This window comes from Rhodococcus sp. 15-649-2-2 (genome assembly GCF_002258645.1).
GTDB lineage: Bacteria > Actinomycetota > Actinomycetes > Mycobacteriales > Mycobacteriaceae > Rhodococcoides.
Map to the genome: position 1 here is coordinate 1 of NZ_NPFM01000033.1, position 16,399 is coordinate 16,399.

Below are 16,399 nucleotides of genomic sequence, written 5' to 3' on the forward strand. Positions count from 1 at the left end.
GGAAAACCCCGTCACCGCCCACAAAGGCGGCACCATCACCGGCCTGAGCGTCACCGCAGGCGACGCCATCACCCAAGGCACCGTCCTCACAGAAATCAAATAACGACATATCGGTAGCGATGCGAAGTTCGGCTCATATCCAGGCCTTGGATGGCGTTACCCTGTAGCGATGTCCGAGCTTCCGGAAATTCGTATCGGTACTGCTGATCGGGAAAAGGCGCTCGACGCGCTGAGCCTGCACTTCAGCGAGGGTCGCCTCACGGTCCCCGAGTTCGACGAGCGCAGCGCCACTATCGCGTCCGCCACGACGCGCGGGGAGCTCGACACGGTATTCGTCGACCTCCCCGCCGCGTCGGCGCCGTCGCAGTCGCCTGCTCGGCCTGGGCAGTCGCCTGCTCCGGCCGAGGCCGGCGGCGGCCTCGATTGGCGTGCAGTGGTCATGCCGCTGGTCATCTTCGGTTCGTTGGCGTTGTTCTTCCTCACCGATTTCGAAAGCAAGTGGCTCTTCTTCCTCCTCATCCCGCTCGCCGGTGCATTGTTGTCCGCAGGCGGACACTCGAAGAGCCCGAAGAAAAAGAAGAAGAGGGAGCGTTGAAGGCTCTCCTGTTCGATGTGTTCGGCACCGTCGTCGACTGGCGTACCAGCATCGCTCGCGACGTCCGAACTCAGTGCGGGCCGGATGTCGACAGCTATTCCTTCGCCGACCGTTGGCGCAGCATGTACCAGCCCGCGATGGAAGAGGTTCGGTCCGGTCGCAGGCCCTTCACCCGGCTCGATGTACTGCATCTGGAATCGCTCCGAGTCGTCCTGTCGGAGTTCGACATTCGGCTGGCCGAGGATCGCATTGCCGCGTTGAATCAGGCGTGGCACCGATTGGATCCCTGGCCGGATTCGGTCCCCGGACTCACCCGGCTTCGCACCGAGTTCATCATCGCCCCGCTCTCGAACGGGAATATCTCACTGCTGCTCGACATGGCCAAGAACGCCGGACTGCCGTGGGATGCAATCCTCGGCGCAGAACCGGTCCGGGCGTACAAGCCCACCCCCGACGCCTACGTGCGTACCGCGGATATTCTGGGCCTCGAGCCGAGCGAATGCATGATGGTGGCCGCGCACAACAGCGATCTCGTCGCGGCTGCCGACTGCGGGTTCGCAACGGCGTTCGTCGCGCGTCCGCTCGAACACGGACCGGGCCAGACTGCCGACCTCGTTGCGGAGTCGGACTGGACCTACAGCGTCGACTCGATCGAGTCTCTCGCAACGCAACTTCACTGTTGACGTTCGGCTGCCTCAGCTCGACTCGGTCGGAACGAGGCGCTGCGCAATCCAGGCGTTCACTTCCCTGTGTGACTCGAACCGTACGATCGTCAACTCCGGACGCCGGAGGCTGCCGTGACGCACTCTCTCCGCAGTCCGAGGGTACGTACGCCATGCCCATCGGATGATGTGGTCACGGTCGAAGAAAATGCGGTGCAACGGCGGCTCGACGTTACCGTTCCACAGTTCGCGCCTGCCGAAGCGTCGACGCAACGTTCGAATCACGATCTGCCGCATCACCGTTCGACGTGGCAGATCGAGCCACAACATCAGATCAGCACGATCGGCGAGGCGATCCCGCACAGCATGGTACTGCCACTCGGTGACCCACGACGGGCGCGCAATGAACTCCTCCACGTCGGACTCGAAAGTCGCCCGCGGCGTCCAATTCGGCCCGTGATAGAGGCTGTCGATCTCGATGTGTTCGATTCCCAGAAGCGATCCGAGACGAGCGGACAGCGTCGTTTTGCCGGAACCGGACGTCCCGGCAACGACGATCCTCGAGGGGCGACGGTATACCGCATCGTTCGGTCCGAGAATCACGGAGACGACTGTAGCGGCCACCACCTTTCGCGGTCTCGACGCTACCGGTCGTCGCGTTTCGCGGTGTTCGCTTTGCGGGCCATCAGATACGCCTGCGGTGTGGGCTCGTATCCCACCGCGGCCCGGTGCACTCGAACGTCCACCGCGAAATTCGCATCGACGAGATCGGCCACGATCGCATCGGGGTCGAGTCGGTAGGCGTCGTACGAAACCGAGTGTCCGTAAACCTGTTCGAGCCGTACTCGCTCGTTTCCGGATTGGAACGCGATCAGCAGCAATCCCCCCGGTGTCAACACTCTGTTCAATTCGGCGAATATCGCCGGCAGGTGCTCGAGAGGAGTGTGGATGATCGAATACCAGGCAACGATCCCGGCAACCGAGCTGTCCGCCGCAGCCAACGACTCCATGGATCCGACGCGGAATGTCAGATGCGGGAATTCGCGTCGAGCAACCTCGACCATGTTCGGCGACAGGTCGATTCCGGTCACGTCCAGGCCCAGCTGATGCAGGTGCTCGGTGATGCGGCCGGAGCCACAACCGACCTCGAGAACCTCGCCACCCGGCACCCGGTCGGCAAACGTCGCCAAGAGACCGAGCTCGAGATGCCGACCGTCGAGTTCGTGACGAACGAGGTCCGCGTAACTCTCGGCAACAGTGTCGTAGGCGGTTCTCGTCATCGAAACATGCTGTTGCTCGGCCACGATCGCTACGGTACCGGCTCACCCTGCGGGGTCAGGTACGAGTGCGTCAGCATCTCGAAGAAGTGGCCGGTGGGGTCACGGAAATACACTCCGCGGCCACCGTGCTCGGTGTTGACCGTTCCTGGTTCGGTCATTCGGGGGTCGGCCCAGTGTTCGACATCGTTGTCCGACAGCCTGGCGTAGGCCTCGTCGAACAGGTCCTCGCTGACCCGAAAAGCGTAGTGCTGGAACTGAATGTCTTCCACCGGTGGTTCGGCGAACTGGATCAGCGTGCCGTCGGTGAGTTGCACGTTGACGAACGGCCCCCACGACGGAGCCTCGGGTAAGGCGAACAGTTCACGAAAGAACGCCGCCGATGCAGAACTGTTCTTCGCAGGAATGATGGTGTGATCGAACGAGATGGACAACCGCTGCCTCCTGGGCAGTACGACGCCTCCATGCCTGACGCAGTCCGTCATCGACACGCGACGCTGCCGTCGACAATTCCAGGCGCGGCGGTCCGGGTCAACCGGTGATTTTGCGGTGGCCGGTCGGTCTTCTTCGTATGACCGATCTCGAGGAAAGGGAAGCATCGTGGTTCGTCGACTTCTGTTCGTTCATGGTGCCGGCGGATTCGTCGACGACGCGGAGCTCGCGCACGGGTTGGCCGGGGCTCTGCGTCTCGACCTTCGTATGCCGGAGCTGTCCGACACAGCCATGGGTTTCGAGGACTGGGCCGAACCGGTTCGGCAGCACCTGGATCGGCTCGGACCGGCGGATTCGGTGATCGCGCATTCCTTCGGCGCGTCGATCCTCGTCCGGGTCCTGGCAGAACGTCGCCGGGATCGGCCCGTCCGGGCTGCTCTACTGGCGATGCCGGACTGGACTCCGCGTGGGTGGGACGTCGCAGACTACGCATTCACCGAGCCTGAGCCCGAGACCGACCTGACACTCGTCCACTGCCGGGACGACGACGTGGTTCCCATTTCTCACCTGGCGCTGAACTCGAAGGCTCTCCCGTCTGCGACAGTGGTCGAGTTCCGGACCGGTGGTCATCAGTTCGACGGCATGATCGACGCCGTTGCCGCCGAGATCCGGAAGCACGGCAACTACCGATAGTCGTGATCGATTCCCGTTGCCCACTGCGAGCATTCGACGGAACTCACGTCGTCGCGGCCTTTCAGGAAGCCCCGGGCACCGAAATCGCCCGACGCCGACGCCACGGCCGCCTCGAAATGACGCCGCGCCAAGACGACCGGATGACCTGGGCGGCCGTCGAACACCGCCCTGGCGAGACCGGTTCCCCGCGCAGCATCGAGCACTGCCCGCACCACCTCGGCTCCGACGTCCGGGGTATCGACCACGTGCACCACTGCGTAGTTCGCGTCCGACGCCGCCGTCAGCCCCGCCTCGAACGACGCGCTCATTCCTTCTTCCCACCGGGGTGCATGCACGGCGATCGCGCCGTCGGGGACAGGGGCATGGGCCGCGCCCAGCACCACGATCACGCGGTCACAGCCGCCGTCACGCAATGCCTGCACTGCCGTACGAAGCCACAGCCCGTCGTGGGCGAGAACCTTGGGCGATCCGTATCGCGTTCCGGCACCGGCGGCGAGCAGCACTCCGACGGCAAGGTCCGACACGATCGCTCCCTTCACTGTTGGGTGGAGTCTTGGATGTTCGCACAACGTCCACGTCGAGTACGCCCCGAAGTTTGTGCGCGCTCGACTAGCGAGGATAGGCGTGATGGCTGATTCTTAGTGCACTTCTCCTGCAGCGTCGCAGGAATCCTGCCCTGTTGCTTCCGCGAGGTGCCCACCCATGTCCGTCAAGCCCACCACCCGCAAACGTGTCCATCCTGTCGATGAAGTTCTTCCTGTTCCGAAACTTGCCGCGTACGGGTTCCAACACGTCGTTGCGTTCTATGCCGGTGCCGTGCTCGTGCCGATCATCATCGGCAGCGCGATCGGACTGACCAACGAACAACTGATCCACCTGATCAATGCGGATCTGTTCACCTGCGGCATCGCGTCGATCATTCAGTCGGTCGGATTCTGGAAGATCGGTGTCCGCCTACCGCTACTGCAAGGCGTGACGTTCGCCGGTGTCTCACCGGTGATCGCAATCGCGATGGCGAACGGCGGCGGCACCGAGGGGTTGCTGTACGTCTACGGTGCCGTCATCGTCGCCGGTCTCGTCACGTTCTTCATGGCGCCGTACTTCAGTAAGCTGCTGCGCTTCTTCCCACCGGTGGTGACCGGTACCGTCATCACGATCATCGGTGTGGCGCTCCTCCCGGTGGCCGTCAACGACGCGGTGACCAATCCCGCTACTCACGAACAGGACCCGACCAACGGGCGGTGGATGGCGTACGCGATCGGCACACTGCTGATCATCGTGTTGATCCAACGGTTCTTCAAGGGATTCATGGCCACCATCGCCGTGCTCCTTGGCCTCGTCATCGGCAGCGCGGTCGCATTCGTGTTGGGAGACATGAACTTCGACGGCACCTCGGACGCATCGTGGGTCGGTTTCACGCAGCCCTTCCTGTTCGGTGTGCCCAAATTCAGTGTCATCGCCATCATTTCGATGATCGTCGTCATGCTGATCATCGCCGTCGAAACCACCGGCAGTGTGTATGCGACGGGTGAGATCGTCGGCAAGCGCATCAAGAAGGACGACATCGCAGCGACTCTGCGCGCGGACGGAGTGGCCACCGTCATCGGCGGTACGTTCAACTCGTTCCCGTACACGGCCTTCTCGGAGAACGTCGGCCTGGTGCGCCTGACCGGTGTGCGCAGCCGCTGGGTGGTGGCCACGGCAGGCGGCATCATGATTCTGCTGGGCCTGCTGCCCAAAACGGCAGCCGTCGTGGCATCCATCCCGCCGCCGGTGCTCGGCGGAGCCGCGCTCGCCCTGTTCGCGACCGTCGCCGTGGTCGGAATCCAGACCCTGTCGAAGGTGGATTTCACCGATCACCGCAACCTGATCATCGTCGCCACGAGCCTCGGGCTCGCGATGCTCGTGACGATTCAACCGTCGGTCTCCGAAGGCGTGCCCGATTGGCTGGAGATGTTGTTCGGCAGCGGCATCGTCCTCGGCGCGGTCTCCGCGATCGTGCTCAACGTGCTGTTCTTCCACATCGGCAACCGCGGTCAGGCCGTCGCCGGCGGTCCGGGTAAGGGCATCACCCTCGACAAGGTCAACGAGATGTCCGCCGAGGACTTCGCTGCCACGTTCGGCAGCTTGGTGCAGGGCACTCCGTGGGTTGTCGAGCGCGCCTACCAGCAACGGCCTTTCGCCGATGCTCACGGTCTGCGCGAGGCCTTCCAGGAGGCACTGCTGGCCGGCACCACCGAGGAACAGATCGAGCTGATCAACAGCTACCCCGATCTCGGCAGCGAGGACGCCACCGGCACCCTCAATGCCGCAGATCACGTCGGCCTGTCCAACCTCGAGGAGGACGAGCACGACAACATCGTCCAACTGGCGGCCGAATATCGCGAACACTTCGGCTTCCCGCTGGTGATCTGCGCGCGGGAGACCGAACGCTACGATCGAGTCCTGGCCAACGGCTGGTCTCGCGTCGAGAACGCACCGTCGGCAGAGCGGTCGTTCGCGATGATCGAGATAGCCAAGATCGCGAACTACCGATTCGACGATCTCGTGGCCGATGCCAACCCGATCGCGGCCGCACGGTTCGGTCGCATCAACGACTTCAGATAGCGAGCGCGAGTTGCTACACGAATGGATAGGGCTCGACGGGTTCAACCGGCTCAGTGATCGTCAGGCGATGCATGCACTCTACGAGTGCTGCGCGTCGTCGATCTGGGCCCGTCGAGTCGCCCAGGGCCGTCCCTTCAGCAGTCGAGATCTGCTGTTGGACAGGGCGGATCGAGTGCTCGCCGAGTTACCCGAGGCCGAGATCGATCATGCGCTCGACGGTCATCCTCGCATCGGCGGAAAGGCCGACAACCCGTCGTCGAAGCGCGAGCAGGCCGCGGTGACGACCGCGGGTTCCGAGGTGCGCGAGAAGTTGGCGGCGGGCAACAGAACGTACGAGGACAAGTTCGGTCACGTCTACCTGGTGTGCGCCACCGGCCGGTCCGCGGAGGACCTGCTCGCTATCCTCGAGGAGAGGCTCGACAACGATGCCGAAACCGAAAGACGGGTGCTCCGCGTGGAACTGGCCAAGATCAATCGAATTCGCCTCGGCCGCATGCTGGGTCCGGAGCAGTGACCGGGCTGTCCACACACGTGCTCGATGCCACCTCGGGAACACCGGCGGTCGGGATGCGGGTGCGGTTGTTCCACCCAGAGAAGGGTGAGATCTCCACCGCCACCACCGATGGGGACGGACGCATCGGTGAAGTCGTACCCGGGCCGATCGATCCGGGCGTCTACCGCCTCTCGTTCGACACGGGTGACTACTTCGAGGCCACGTCGACACCGAGCTTCTACCCCGAGGTGTCCATCTCGTTCACCGTCACCGATCCCGATGCGCACTACCACGTGCCTTTGCTGTTGTCCCCCTTCGCTTATTCGACCTATCGCGGGAGCTGACATGACCGACCTGACCGGCAAGATCGTCCTCGGATCCAATCAGTACGGCAAGGCGGAGAACCGCGTGGTGCGGATCTATCGAGACTCGCCGCGGCACGAAATTCACGACATCAACGTCTCGAGCGCGCTGCGCGGCAACTTCTCCCCTGCGCATCTGGTGGGTGATCAGTCCAACGTGCTGCCCACCGACACCCAGAAGCAGACCGCGTACGCGTATGCCAAGACCAAGGGCCTACTGCACCTCGAGAGTTACGGCCTCGATCTGGCTCGCCATTACGTGGACGACGTCGAGCCCGTCGACGGTGCCCGCATCGAGCTCGAGGAGTATGCCTGGGCTCGAGTGGTCATCGACGGCGTCGAGCACGATCACTCGTGGACGCGAAAGGGCGAGGAGATCCGCACGTCGGCAGTGACCGTCGAAGGCAAGGGCGATGCCCAGCGCACGTGGGTGATCAGCGGCTTCAAAGAAATGGTGATCCTGAAGTCGACGGGTTCGGAGTTCCACGGCTTCCTCGAGGACGACCTGACCGTTCTCGAGCCCACCACCGACCGCGTGATGGCGACGTCACTGACGGCGCAATGGCGTTACACCACAACCGATGTCGAGTGGGACGCGGTGTACGCGGGTGTGAAGGCCGCGATGATCGAAAGGTTCGCCAATCTGCAGTCCTTGGCGTTGCAGCAGACGTTGTACGCCATGGGTGAGGCAGTGCTGGAGAAGTATCCGTTCATCGCCGAGATCTCGATGTCGGCACCGAACAAGCACCACTTCCTGTACGACCTCGGCAAGTTCGACATCGAGAACAACCTCGAGGTGTTCAACGCCGACGATCGTCCGTACGGTCTGATTCAGGCAACGGTCGAACGCGAGGATGCCCCCGATGCCGGAAGTGCCTGGCGAACGTACTCTGTCGTCGGGTGAGTGCGCTGCGCTCACGTGTGCAGTGCAGCAGACCATTCCACCAAGGGAGTCAGGGCACGCCAGGCGTCGCGCACCTTCGTCGCGGCTTTCGGTGTCTTCAGCCACTCGGGTGAACCGAAGTGTTTACCGGCGGTGAGCGACTTGTGCCGGAGAAGGTCGATGCGTGGGTGATCGATCTCGAATCCGCGCGGTTTGGTCTTGAGCGTGTCTCCGCCGATTTCGTAGCCGGCCTTGGTCAGCGCCGCGATGATTCGTTCGAGTTCGGCCCCGCGCACATCGTCGTCCACGGTGCTGCGGTAGCGGGCGATGCCCTCGGTGGAGCTGTTGTAGAAGCCGCCCGCGACGAACAGCCCGGCGGGGTCGATCTGCACGTAGTAGCCCAGACTGTCACCGCGAGCGACGAATCCACCCTGATGGGTCTTGTAGGGGGTTTTGTCCTTCGAGAATCGAACATCGCGGTACGGGCGGAACACCTTGGCATTGCCGAACTCCGGTTCGAGAGTCGCCAGCAGCGCCGTCATCGGTCCTTTGACCGCGTTGTCGTAGACATCTTTGTGTTCGTTCCACCAGAGCTTGCTGTTGTCGGCCTCGAGGTCCTCGTAGAAGTCCAGCGCAGCGAAAGGGATTCCGGTGAAGCCTGTCATTCCTCGATCTTATGCCGCTCCCGTGGCCGACGACCGAGGGATGGATTGCAGAGCGAGGTAAACGTCCAGTCTGTCCTCGGTGGAGCCCAGGTCGCGGCCGAGTAGTTCCTCGACCCGCTTGATTCGATACCGGACGGTGTTGAGGTGCACATGCAACGAGTCGGCGGTTCGGTTCCATGATCCGCCGGTGGCAAGAAACTCACGAAGTGTGTCGACCAGACCGGCGTCGGCGCGCCGGTCGTACTCGAGCAGGGGTGCCAGAACATGCTCGACGAAAGATCGACGCACGTCGTCGGGCAGTGCCGACAGCATCGACACTGCCGACGTCAGCTGCGCACCGGTGGTGACAGTGACGGGGCCCGTTCCCTGCCTGCTCATGTCGAGAGCGTGCCGGGCCGAACGCAGCGCGCCGTCGATGGTGAGACCGGTGGCCTCCGAGCTGACGCCCACGAGCAGGCGGCCGCGCCCGATACCGGAACCCAAGCGGGACAATCGAGTTCGGAGGGTCTGCGCGATGTATGGATCCTCGGTGTTCACGATCGCGACGATGTCGCCGTGTGTGCTGGCACCGACGCAGCCGCCGCCGAAGGAGGTCAGAGTGTCGCTGAGCACTGTCCGCAACATCTCGCGCAGATCGACTTTGCCGCTGTGCACGATCCTGATGACGACCAGCGGACGGTCCGGATCGACGGCTGCCTGCCGCAACCGAGTCAGCGCCTCGGGCCTGCTGCTGTCGGCTTCGATCAATGCCACTGCCTGGTCTGCTATTTCGCGCCGGACCAGCCGTCCTTCCTCGCGTCGAGCACGATCGAGGGCGGCGATGGCTGCCAGCTGACCGAACGCGTCGGAGATCGCGGGAAGGAACGTGTCCATGTCTCCCGCCACCGCGAGAAACCACCGTGTGGTTCTCTGCGCGAGCGACGGGCCGATCCCGAAGATGCTGTACGGCTCGCCGTCACTGAGAGTCGTTGTCGTGGGTAGTCTTTCGGAGGACAGCGCGGCGTGTGTCAACGTGTCGACGTCGGCATCGGAGAACGCGACGACCTCGGCCACCAATCGACGCCCGGTAGCGGTGAAGATCAGACATGCCATTCCAGTTTCCCTGGAGGTGTGCAGGGCCAGCTCGTCGAGGGCCCTACCGTCTGCGACCGCGGTGAGCAGTTGGCGGTGCCGAACGAGGGAGCTGTTGAGCGACGCGATTCGATCACCGGTGACGCGCCCGACGAGGAACTCGGTGACCTCACCGAACGAGACATTGTCGGGTACGGCGAGCAAGGGCAGTCCGTGCCGCTCGCATGCGTCGATCAGATCCCGTGGGATGTGGCCGAGCAATCCCTCCCCCGCCGCCAGCGCCGAGGCCCCGGATTCTGCGACCGCCCGGACGAACACCTCGCTGTCGGCCGGCGTACGACGCCACACGAGGCCGGTGATGACCAATTCACCGCCGGCGATGTAGCGCGACGGATCCGGCAGATCGGTGGTGTAGGTCCACCGCAACGTGCGTCCAAGAGCGTCCTGGTCGGAGGTGAGCAATCGAATGCAGAGCCCTGTGGCGTCGAGCAAGTCCTTGACCAGCACTGTTGCCCTCCCCCCGCTCGGCATTGCTGCGCTCGTTCGAGGCAACCCTAGGTGCGGGTTGTTTCCGCCGAGTTTCGGACGGATCGCCGGACCACCGCAGATCGGTAACAGAAACTCACTAGAGTTCGAGGTGACACATCGGGTGGTGGACCTGCCGGCGCGGTGGACACTCCCGGCGAGGATGAGGTGAACGAAGACCATGGATCTCGGCACTGTCGACAACATTCTGCTTCCCAGCTCCCGCGCGGATCTGCCGCCGGGGCGCAAGGACACCGCAGTGCTCGCAGGTGGTACCTGGCTGTTCTCCGAGAAGCAGGATCATCTGAGCACCCTCGTCGATGTCACCGCCTTGGGCTGGGAACCGTTGACGGTCACCGAGGCCGGACTCGAGATCGCCGCCACGTGCACGATCGAGACGCTGGCTCGATTCGAGTCGCCCTGGCCTGCCGCCGCGCTGTTCCCTCGCTGTGCCGCAGCACTGTTGGCCTCGTTCAAGATCTGGAAGACCGCCACCGTCGGTGGCAACATCGCTTTGGCCCTACCTGCCGGTGCGATGATCTCGGTCACCGCAGCTCTGGACGGCATCGGGCAGGTATGGTCGGCAGACGGTCCCGAACACGACTACGACATCGCGATCGACGAATTGATCACCGGGCCGCATACCAACGCCCTTCGTCCTGGAGATGTGTTGCGCAGCATCGCGATTCCACGGCATGCACTCGAGGCGAGGACCGCGATGCGCAAGCTCGCACTGTCACCGCTCGGCCGGTCGGCCGCGGTGGTGATCGGCCGAGTCGACGCCGGCGGCACGTTCGTGCTGACGGTCAGCGCATCGACCGTCCGCCCGTTCGTACTTCGCTTCTCGGCTCTGCCGACGTCCGACGAACTCGATGACGCGCTGGCCGAGACGATCGACCCCGAGCACTGGTACGACGACCCCCACGGTGCGCCGGACTGGCGTCGACACATCAGTTGTACTGCAGCCCAGCAGATTCGCGAGGAGTTGTCATGATCGTCGACATCAACGGTGTACCGACCGACGTCAGTCCACGGCCGGGCCAGTGCCTACGAACCATGCTGCGCGAACACGAACATTTCGAGGTGAAGAAAGGCTGCGACGCAGGCGATTGCGGAGCATGTTCGGTTCTCGTCGACGGTGAGCCGGTGCATTCGTGCATCTTCCCCGCATTCCGCGCCGAGAACCGATCCGTGACCACCGTTACCGGGCTCGGCACCCCGGACGACCTGCATCCCATGCAGAGCCGCTTCGTCGAAGCCGCCGGCTTCCAGTGTGGTTTCTGCACGGCAGGAATGGTCGTCACCGCATCGACCCTGACCGAGAACGACATGGACCAACTCCCCGAGCGACTGAAGGGAAATCTGTGTCGCTGCACCGGGTACCGGGCGATAGCCGACGCAGTCTGTGGTGTGGTGAACACCGAGAAAGCCGTCGACGGACCGGCCTGCGGGCGGTCCGTCGCTGCGCCGGCCAGCACCCGGATCGTCACCGGAACCGAGCCTTACACCCTCGATCACTCACCCCAGGGGCTCCTGCACGCCACGGTGCTCGGCAGCCCCCATGCGCATGCGCGCATCGTCGCCATCGACGTCACTGCCGCGGAGCGGGTGCCCGGGGTTGTGCTTGTGCTCACCGCGAAAGACAGCCCCACGACCGCATTTTCGACGGCACGCCACGATCGACGCGTCGACGATCCCGACGACACCCACGTGCTCGACACCGTCGTGCGCTTCATCGGCCAGCGGGTAGCGATCGTGGTCGCAGATTCGGTCGCTGCCGCGGAGGAAGGGTGCCGCGCCCTCGTCGTCGAGTACGACGTGCTGCCTGCAGTGTTCGATCCCGAATCCGCGCTCGAACCCGGTGCGCCGAAGATCCACGGCGACAAGGATGCGACGGCTCGCATTGCGGATCCGTCACGAAATCTGGTGGCAGAGTTGCACGGCAGCACCGGGGACGTCGACGCCGCGGTCCGTGATGCGGCGGCGGTGATCACCGGACGGTGGACGACGCAGCGAGTACAACACGTGCACCTGGAGACCCACGGCACCATCGGGTGGCTGGACGAGACCGGAAAGCTGAATCTGCGCACCAGCACTCAGGTTCCGTTTCTGGTACGCGACGAGATCTGCGAGATCTTCGGCCTCCCGCGCGAAGGGGTGCGGGTGTTCACCGCCCGCGTCGGCGGCGGCTTCGGCGGCAAGCAGGAGTTGCTGACCGAGGACGTCGTGGCGCTGGCAGTGCTCCGCACCGGCCGACCCGTGCAATTCGAGTTCACGCGGACCGACGAGTTCACCGTCTCACCGTGTCGTCATCCGTTCCGGGTCGACGTCACCGCTGCCGCGAGCGCCGACGGCACGTTGACCGCGCTGTCGATCGACGTTCTCACCGATGCCGGGGCCTACGGCAATCACAGTGCCGGAGTGATGTTCCACGGGTGCGGCGAGTCCGTCGCCGTCTACCGGTGCGCCAACAAGCGAGTCGATGCGAAGACCGTCTACACCAACAACATTCCGTCCGGAGCATTCCGTGGCTATGGACTGGGACAGGTGATGTTCGCGATCGAATCGGCAATGGACGATCTGGCCAGAGAGATCGACGTCGATCCGTTCGAGTTTCGGCGACGCAACGTGATCGTCCCCGGCGACGACATCGTCGCCGCGCATCTCGAGGAGGACGACCTGCAGTTCGGAAGCTACGGCCTCGATCAGTGCATCGACCTCGCCGAGGCAGCCCTGCGACGCGGCAACGGTGAGCATGCGCCGACGGGATGGAAAGTCGGCGAAGGGATGGCGGTGGCCATGATCGCGACCATTCCACCACGCGGCCATCGCGCCGAGACGTCGGTAGCGTTACTGCCCGAGGGTCGGTACGAGATACGCGTCGGAACAGCGGAATTCGGCAACGGGACCACTACCGTGCACACTCAGATCGCGGCGAGCGAGTTGGGCACGTCGGTCGATCGCATTCAGGTTCGTCAGTCCGACACCGACTCCACCACCTACGACACCGGTGCCTTCGGTTCAGCGGGCACGGTGGTGGCAGGCAAGGCTCTCTACGCGGCGGTCCGCGCTCTGTCGGCACGGATTCTCGATATCGCCGGAGCCGTTACCGGACAACGGCACTCGGACTGCATACTGGGGCCGGAAGGCGTGCGGTGCGGCGATCGGTTCGTCACCCTCGACGACATCTTGGCGAAGGCGGGTGGCTCGCTGGTCACCGAGGGCAACAGCGGCGGGCTACCGAGATCTTTGGCGTTCAATGTCCAAGCGTTCCGGGTGGCGGTGGACGAGAACACCGGCACCGTGCAGATTCTGCACTCGGTGCAAGCCGCGGACGCAGGAACTGTGATGAACCCGCAGCAGTGCCGCGGCCAGGTCGAAGGTGGCGTTGCACAGGCTATCGGCAGCGCACTGTACGAGGAGATCCGTACCGACAGTGCCGGTCTGGTCACCACCGATTCCATCCGGAGCTATCACGTTCCGCAGTTCGCAGATATTCCTCGGACCGAAGTACTGTTCGCCGACACGTACGACCGGTTGGGTCCGTTCGGTGCGAAGTCGATGAGCGAGTCTCCGTACAACCCCGTCGCTCCTGCTTTGGCAAACGCTGTCCGCGACGCCGTGGGGGCCAGACTGTACGACCTACCGATGTCCTCGGACCGCGTGTGGCGGGCCGTCAGCGGTCGTAGAACGTCTGCAGAATGATGGTGCTGCGTGTCTGCACGTTGGCGGTGGCCCTGATCTCCTGCAGTAGGCGCTCGAGTGCACGGGGCGACTCGACCCGCACCAACAGCACGTAGCTCTCCTCGCCTGCAACCGAATGGCACGATTCGATGGCCGAGAGGTGCTTCAGTCTGGCGGGAGCGTCGTCGGGTTGTGCCGGGTCGATGGGAGTGATGGCGACGAACGCCGACAACGGCCGCCCCAGGGCTTCCGGATCGACCTGGGCGGTGTAGCCACGGATCACGCGCCGCGACTCCAGCCGTCGGACTCTGGATTGGACGGCCGAGACGGACAGGGAGGCCTTCTCCGCCAGCGTCGCCAACGTGGCGCGGCCGTCGGAGACAAGCTCGTCGATGATCAAGCGATCGACGCGATCGAGATTTTCACTCACCTGCGCAATGTAGCCCAGTTCAGGAAAGAATCAGCACGCAGGACCGTTTTCGTCGACCGAATCGGTGTTTGCGCCTCTTTCTGCTCGAACATCGGCGGTCACACGAACAGCGGCGGTAGAGCGAGAACCATGACCGCCGACCAACTGACGTGCGTGAGTATCGGTGCCAGGATTCCTCCCGATGCACGCCGCTGAAGACCCATCACGTACCCCAGCAGCACAGCGGCGAAGCCGAGCATCGGATTGCCGGACGCGAGAGTAGCGATCGCGTACACGACGGTCGAGATGATCACCGGGTTCTTCACGCCGATCGCCGAGTACAGCGCCCCGCGGAAGAAGATCTCCTCCGCGACCCCGTTGAGCAGCGCGATGAAGACGATCAGAACCAGCGAGCCCACTCTGGCGTGTGCGAGCACGTTCTCGGTGAAGTCGGCCAGCGGCGGAATCTGCCGTACGACCAGGCCGCCGAGCATGAATACCCCGCCCACGGCGAGACCGATCAGGATGGGTGTGACGATCGGCCTACGGATCGACCCGCCGACCACGATGCGTCCCAGATGCAGGGGGCCCGAGAGCAGTCCGCCCACCGTCCACACCGCAGCGAGTACGAGCGTCAGTGCGTAGAACGACGGGTCGCCGGGCTCGACCTTGAGCGAAAAGTAGAGCACTGTGGCACCGATCACCAATGTGATCATGACGATGATCCGGCGCTTGCGGAATGCTGCGTCGGATTCTCGGTGATCGCGCTCCACAGGATCGACCAGCGCGGACTTCATCACGTTCAGCGCGGTCGTCGACCACGTTCCCATCACGCCTCCTCGGTATCGGTCAAGCGACGCACGGCCGATGACACGCGTCGGTTCACACCGGCCACCACGTCCAGGTTGGTACGCACCGCTGCCGCCACCGGCTTCGAGGACAGCAGTCGCCGCCCGCCGAGGGCTTCGATCAAGCCCCAGGTTCGGTCCGAGGACGCTGCCACACCGCGGCGCCGGACTCCCAGGGCATCGCCGCCGCTCCACGCCGCATCCGTGTTCGCCAGCCGAAGCGGATCCTTCAGCGCACACACACCGGGAGGCTCACCGACCATGCCCCGCACACTACGGGCCATGGCGTCTGCGATGGTGGTCAGACCACGTGGAGGGTCGGGAACGAGTTCACGTATCCGACTCTCCGACGTCGTCATCGTGTTGTGCAGCGACCCCACCAGATCCTCGGCGAGCCCAGCCGGAACAGGAATGATCAGGCCGATCACTTTGCCCGCGAGCGAGGTGGGCACGAACGGCACCGGGACCCCGACCCGTTGAAGACCGGCAGCTTCGACATACGCGAACACCAGATCGCGGTACGGCACCACATCCGGCCCACCGATGTCGTACGAGCCCGCCGGGACCTTCTCGCCGTCGGCGGACGCCACCAGATAGTTCAGCACGTCGTCGACGGCGATCGGCTGCACGGGCTCGGCGAGCCAGCTCGGCAGCGGCAGTACCGGCAAGCGATCGGCGAGATAACGCAACATTTCGTACGACGTCGAACCGGCACCCATGACGATGGCGGCTCGGAGCCAGACCAACTCGACCCCGTCCACCGTCAACGCTTCCCCCACGTCCGCGCGACTCGCGAGATGCTCGGAGAGGTGGTCGTCGTCGGGTACGAAGCCGCCCAGGTACACGATCCGCTGCACACCCGCCCGGGCCGCGGCCGCGGCGAACTGCTCCGCGGACCGTCGATCCTGCGCACGATAGTCGGACTCACCGATGGCGTGCACCAGGTAGTACGCAACATCGATGTCGCCGGATTCTGCGAACGCAGCGGCACACGACTGCTGGTCGGTGACATCCAGCGATACCGCAGTGACGGAGTCGTAGAAGTCGAAGGTTCGCAGGTTGCTCGGCGTACGAGAACCGACCACCACGTCGGCATCGTCGGCCAGCAGAGCTGCCACCAGCCGCGACCCGATGTATCCGCTGGCACCGGTGACGAGGGCTCTCATGCTACGAGGCTAACGGCACTCGGGGCG

19 protein-coding genes are annotated in these 16,399 nt (G+C 64.1%); 10 read left to right on the forward strand and 9 right to left on the reverse strand.

What is annotated here, in order from left to right:
- The 3 genes from CH305_RS29570 to CH305_RS25380 form a co-directional block, all read left to right on the forward strand.
- The coding region (locus CH305_RS29570; protein WP_256983990.1) for a hypothetical protein at positions 1–103 on the forward strand (103 nt) is incomplete at its 5' end.
- A gap of 66 nt (positions 104–169) precedes the next feature.
- Positions 170–595 (forward strand): DUF1707 domain-containing protein, encoded by a 426-nt coding sequence (locus tag CH305_RS25375; RefSeq protein ID WP_094705368.1) that lies wholly within the window; start codon positions 170–172, stop codon positions 593–595.
- Complete coding sequence (locus CH305_RS25380; protein WP_032404813.1) at positions 592–1,278, forward strand: haloacid dehalogenase type II; 687 nt, start codon at positions 592–594, stop codon at positions 1,276–1,278. Before CH305_RS25375 ends, CH305_RS25380 begins: the two co-directional genes overlap by 4 nt.
- A 12-nt stretch (positions 1,279–1,290) precedes the next feature.
- Here the strand turns inward: CH305_RS25380 and CH305_RS25385 are convergent, their stop codons facing one another.
- Genes CH305_RS25385 through CH305_RS25395 form a run of 3 tightly spaced genes read right to left on the reverse strand, consistent with a single transcriptional unit; the run spans position 1,291 to position 2,968 of the window.
- Complete coding sequence (locus CH305_RS25385; protein ID WP_179278406.1) at positions 1,291–1,860, reverse strand: AAA family ATPase; 570 nt, start codon at positions 1,858–1,860, stop codon at positions 1,291–1,293.
- Positions 1,861–1,901: 41 nt separating this feature from the next.
- Positions 1,902–2,537: a class I SAM-dependent methyltransferase gene (locus tag CH305_RS25390; protein WP_032404812.1), complete on the reverse strand. Its 636-nt coding sequence runs from the start codon at positions 2,535–2,537 to the stop codon at positions 1,902–1,904.
- A gap of 29 nt (positions 2,538–2,566) precedes the next feature.
- Entirely contained in the window at positions 2,567–2,968 is a 402-nt protein-coding gene (locus CH305_RS25395) for a VOC family protein (protein WP_094608000.1), read from the reverse strand.
- Positions 2,969–3,134: 166 nt separating this feature from the next.
- Between CH305_RS25395 and CH305_RS25400 the strand changes: the two genes are divergently transcribed.
- Positions 3,135–3,659, forward strand: a complete 525-nt coding sequence (locus tag CH305_RS25400) for an alpha/beta hydrolase (RefSeq protein WP_032404810.1) — start codon at positions 3,135–3,137, stop codon at positions 3,657–3,659.
- Here CH305_RS25400 and CH305_RS25405 read toward each other — a convergent pair.
- Complete coding sequence (locus tag CH305_RS25405) at positions 3,650–4,186, reverse strand: NTP transferase domain-containing protein (RefSeq protein WP_094705396.1); 537 nt, start codon at positions 4,184–4,186, stop codon at positions 3,650–3,652. The two genes, CH305_RS25400 and CH305_RS25405, sit on opposite strands and share 10 nt — an antisense overlap.
- A gap of 175 nt (positions 4,187–4,361) precedes the next feature.
- Between CH305_RS25405 and uraD (CH305_RS25410) the strand changes: the two genes are divergently transcribed.
- The 4 genes from uraD (CH305_RS25410) to pucL are packed head-to-tail and all read left to right on the forward strand — an operon-like array spanning position 4,362 to position 8,025.
- Positions 4,362–6,266 (forward strand): 2-oxo-4-hydroxy-4-carboxy-5-ureidoimidazoline decarboxylase, encoded by a 1,905-nt coding sequence (gene uraD, locus CH305_RS25410; protein ID WP_032404809.1) that lies wholly within the window; start codon positions 4,362–4,364, stop codon positions 6,264–6,266.
- A 10-nt stretch (positions 6,267–6,276) separates the two neighbouring features.
- A complete protein-coding gene (gene uraD, locus CH305_RS25415) occupies positions 6,277–6,780 on the forward strand; it encodes a 2-oxo-4-hydroxy-4-carboxy-5-ureidoimidazoline decarboxylase (protein ID WP_032404808.1) in 504 nt (167 codons plus the stop codon).
- Entirely contained in the window at positions 6,777–7,103 is a 327-nt protein-coding gene (uraH, locus tag CH305_RS25420) for a hydroxyisourate hydrolase (RefSeq protein ID WP_032376865.1), read from the forward strand. Before uraD (CH305_RS25415) ends, uraH begins: the two co-directional genes overlap by 4 nt.
- Before the next feature lies 1 nt (position 7,104).
- The gene (gene pucL / locus CH305_RS25425) at positions 7,105–8,025 is read left to right on the forward strand and encodes a factor-independent urate hydroxylase (RefSeq protein WP_094705370.1); all 921 of its coding nucleotides are present in this window, start codon (positions 7,105–7,107) and stop codon (positions 8,023–8,025) included.
- Positions 8,026–8,036: 11 nt separating this feature from the next.
- Here pucL and CH305_RS25430 read toward each other — a convergent pair whose 3' ends face one another.
- Together CH305_RS25430 and CH305_RS25435 are read right to left on the reverse strand one after the other, a co-directional pair.
- Complete coding sequence (locus CH305_RS25430) at positions 8,037–8,669, reverse strand: DUF2461 domain-containing protein (RefSeq protein ID WP_094705372.1); 633 nt, start codon at positions 8,667–8,669, stop codon at positions 8,037–8,039.
- Positions 8,670–8,678: 9 nt separating this feature from the next.
- A complete protein-coding gene (locus tag CH305_RS25435; RefSeq protein ID WP_094608016.1) occupies positions 8,679–10,247 on the reverse strand; it encodes a PucR family transcriptional regulator in 1,569 nt (522 codons plus the stop codon).
- 199 nt (positions 10,248–10,446) lie between these two features.
- On the opposite strand from CH305_RS25435, the gene CH305_RS25440 reads away from it, so the two are divergent.
- Both CH305_RS25440 and CH305_RS25445 read left to right on the forward strand, forming a co-directional pair.
- Complete coding sequence (locus CH305_RS25440) at positions 10,447–11,259, forward strand: FAD binding domain-containing protein (RefSeq protein WP_094608003.1); 813 nt, start codon at positions 10,447–10,449, stop codon at positions 11,257–11,259.
- Positions 11,256–13,970, forward strand: a complete 2,715-nt coding sequence (locus CH305_RS25445) for a molybdopterin-dependent oxidoreductase (protein WP_094705374.1) — start codon at positions 11,256–11,258, stop codon at positions 13,968–13,970. Before CH305_RS25440 ends, CH305_RS25445 begins: the two co-directional genes overlap by 4 nt.
- Here CH305_RS25445 and CH305_RS25450 read toward each other — a convergent pair.
- The 3 genes from CH305_RS25450 to CH305_RS25460 form a co-directional block, all read right to left on the reverse strand.
- Positions 13,942–14,379, reverse strand: a complete 438-nt coding sequence (locus CH305_RS25450) for an Lrp/AsnC family transcriptional regulator (RefSeq protein ID WP_032376860.1) — start codon at positions 14,377–14,379, stop codon at positions 13,942–13,944. The genes CH305_RS25445 and CH305_RS25450 overlap by 29 nt on opposite strands.
- 98 nt (positions 14,380–14,477) lie before the next feature.
- A complete protein-coding gene (locus CH305_RS25455) occupies positions 14,478–15,188 on the reverse strand; it encodes a CPBP family intramembrane glutamic endopeptidase (protein ID WP_032376859.1) in 711 nt (236 codons plus the stop codon).
- Positions 15,188–16,372, reverse strand: coding sequence for an NAD(P)H-binding protein (locus tag CH305_RS25460; RefSeq protein WP_094616569.1), 1,185 nt, complete (start codon positions 16,370–16,372; stop codon positions 15,188–15,190). Before CH305_RS25460 ends, CH305_RS25455 begins: the two co-directional genes overlap by 1 nt.
- Positions 16,373–16,399 lie beyond the last annotated feature (27 nt).

What these genes read in the sequence shown, in the direction of transcription:
- CH305_RS25445 (WP_094705374.1), top strand. Translation starts at nt 11,256, where the DNA reads ATGATCGTCGACATCAACGGTGTACCGACCGACGTCAGTCCACGGCCG.
- CH305_RS25390 (WP_032404812.1), bottom strand. Translation starts at nt 2,537, where the DNA reads ATGACGAGAACCGCCTACGACACTGTTGCCGAGAGTTACGCGGACCTC.
- pucL (WP_094705370.1), top strand. Translation starts at nt 7,105, where the DNA reads ATGACCGACCTGACCGGCAAGATCGTCCTCGGATCCAATCAGTACGGC.
- CH305_RS25375 (WP_094705368.1), top strand. Translation starts at nt 170, where the DNA reads ATGTCCGAGCTTCCGGAAATTCGTATCGGTACTGCTGATCGGGAAAAG.
- CH305_RS25460 (WP_094616569.1), bottom strand. Translation starts at nt 16,372, where the DNA reads ATGAGAGCCCTCGTCACCGGTGCCAGCGGATACATCGGGTCGCGGCTG.
- CH305_RS25440 (WP_094608003.1), top strand. Translation starts at nt 10,447, where the DNA reads ATGGATCTCGGCACTGTCGACAACATTCTGCTTCCCAGCTCCCGCGCG.
- CH305_RS25430 (WP_094705372.1), bottom strand. Translation starts at nt 8,669, where the DNA reads ATGACAGGCTTCACCGGAATCCCTTTCGCTGCGCTGGACTTCTACGAG.
- uraD (WP_032404809.1), top strand. Translation starts at nt 4,362, where the DNA reads ATGTCCGTCAAGCCCACCACCCGCAAACGTGTCCATCCTGTCGATGAA.
- CH305_RS25455 (WP_032376859.1), bottom strand. Translation starts at nt 15,188, where the DNA reads ATGGGAACGTGGTCGACGACCGCGCTGAACGTGATGAAGTCCGCGCTG.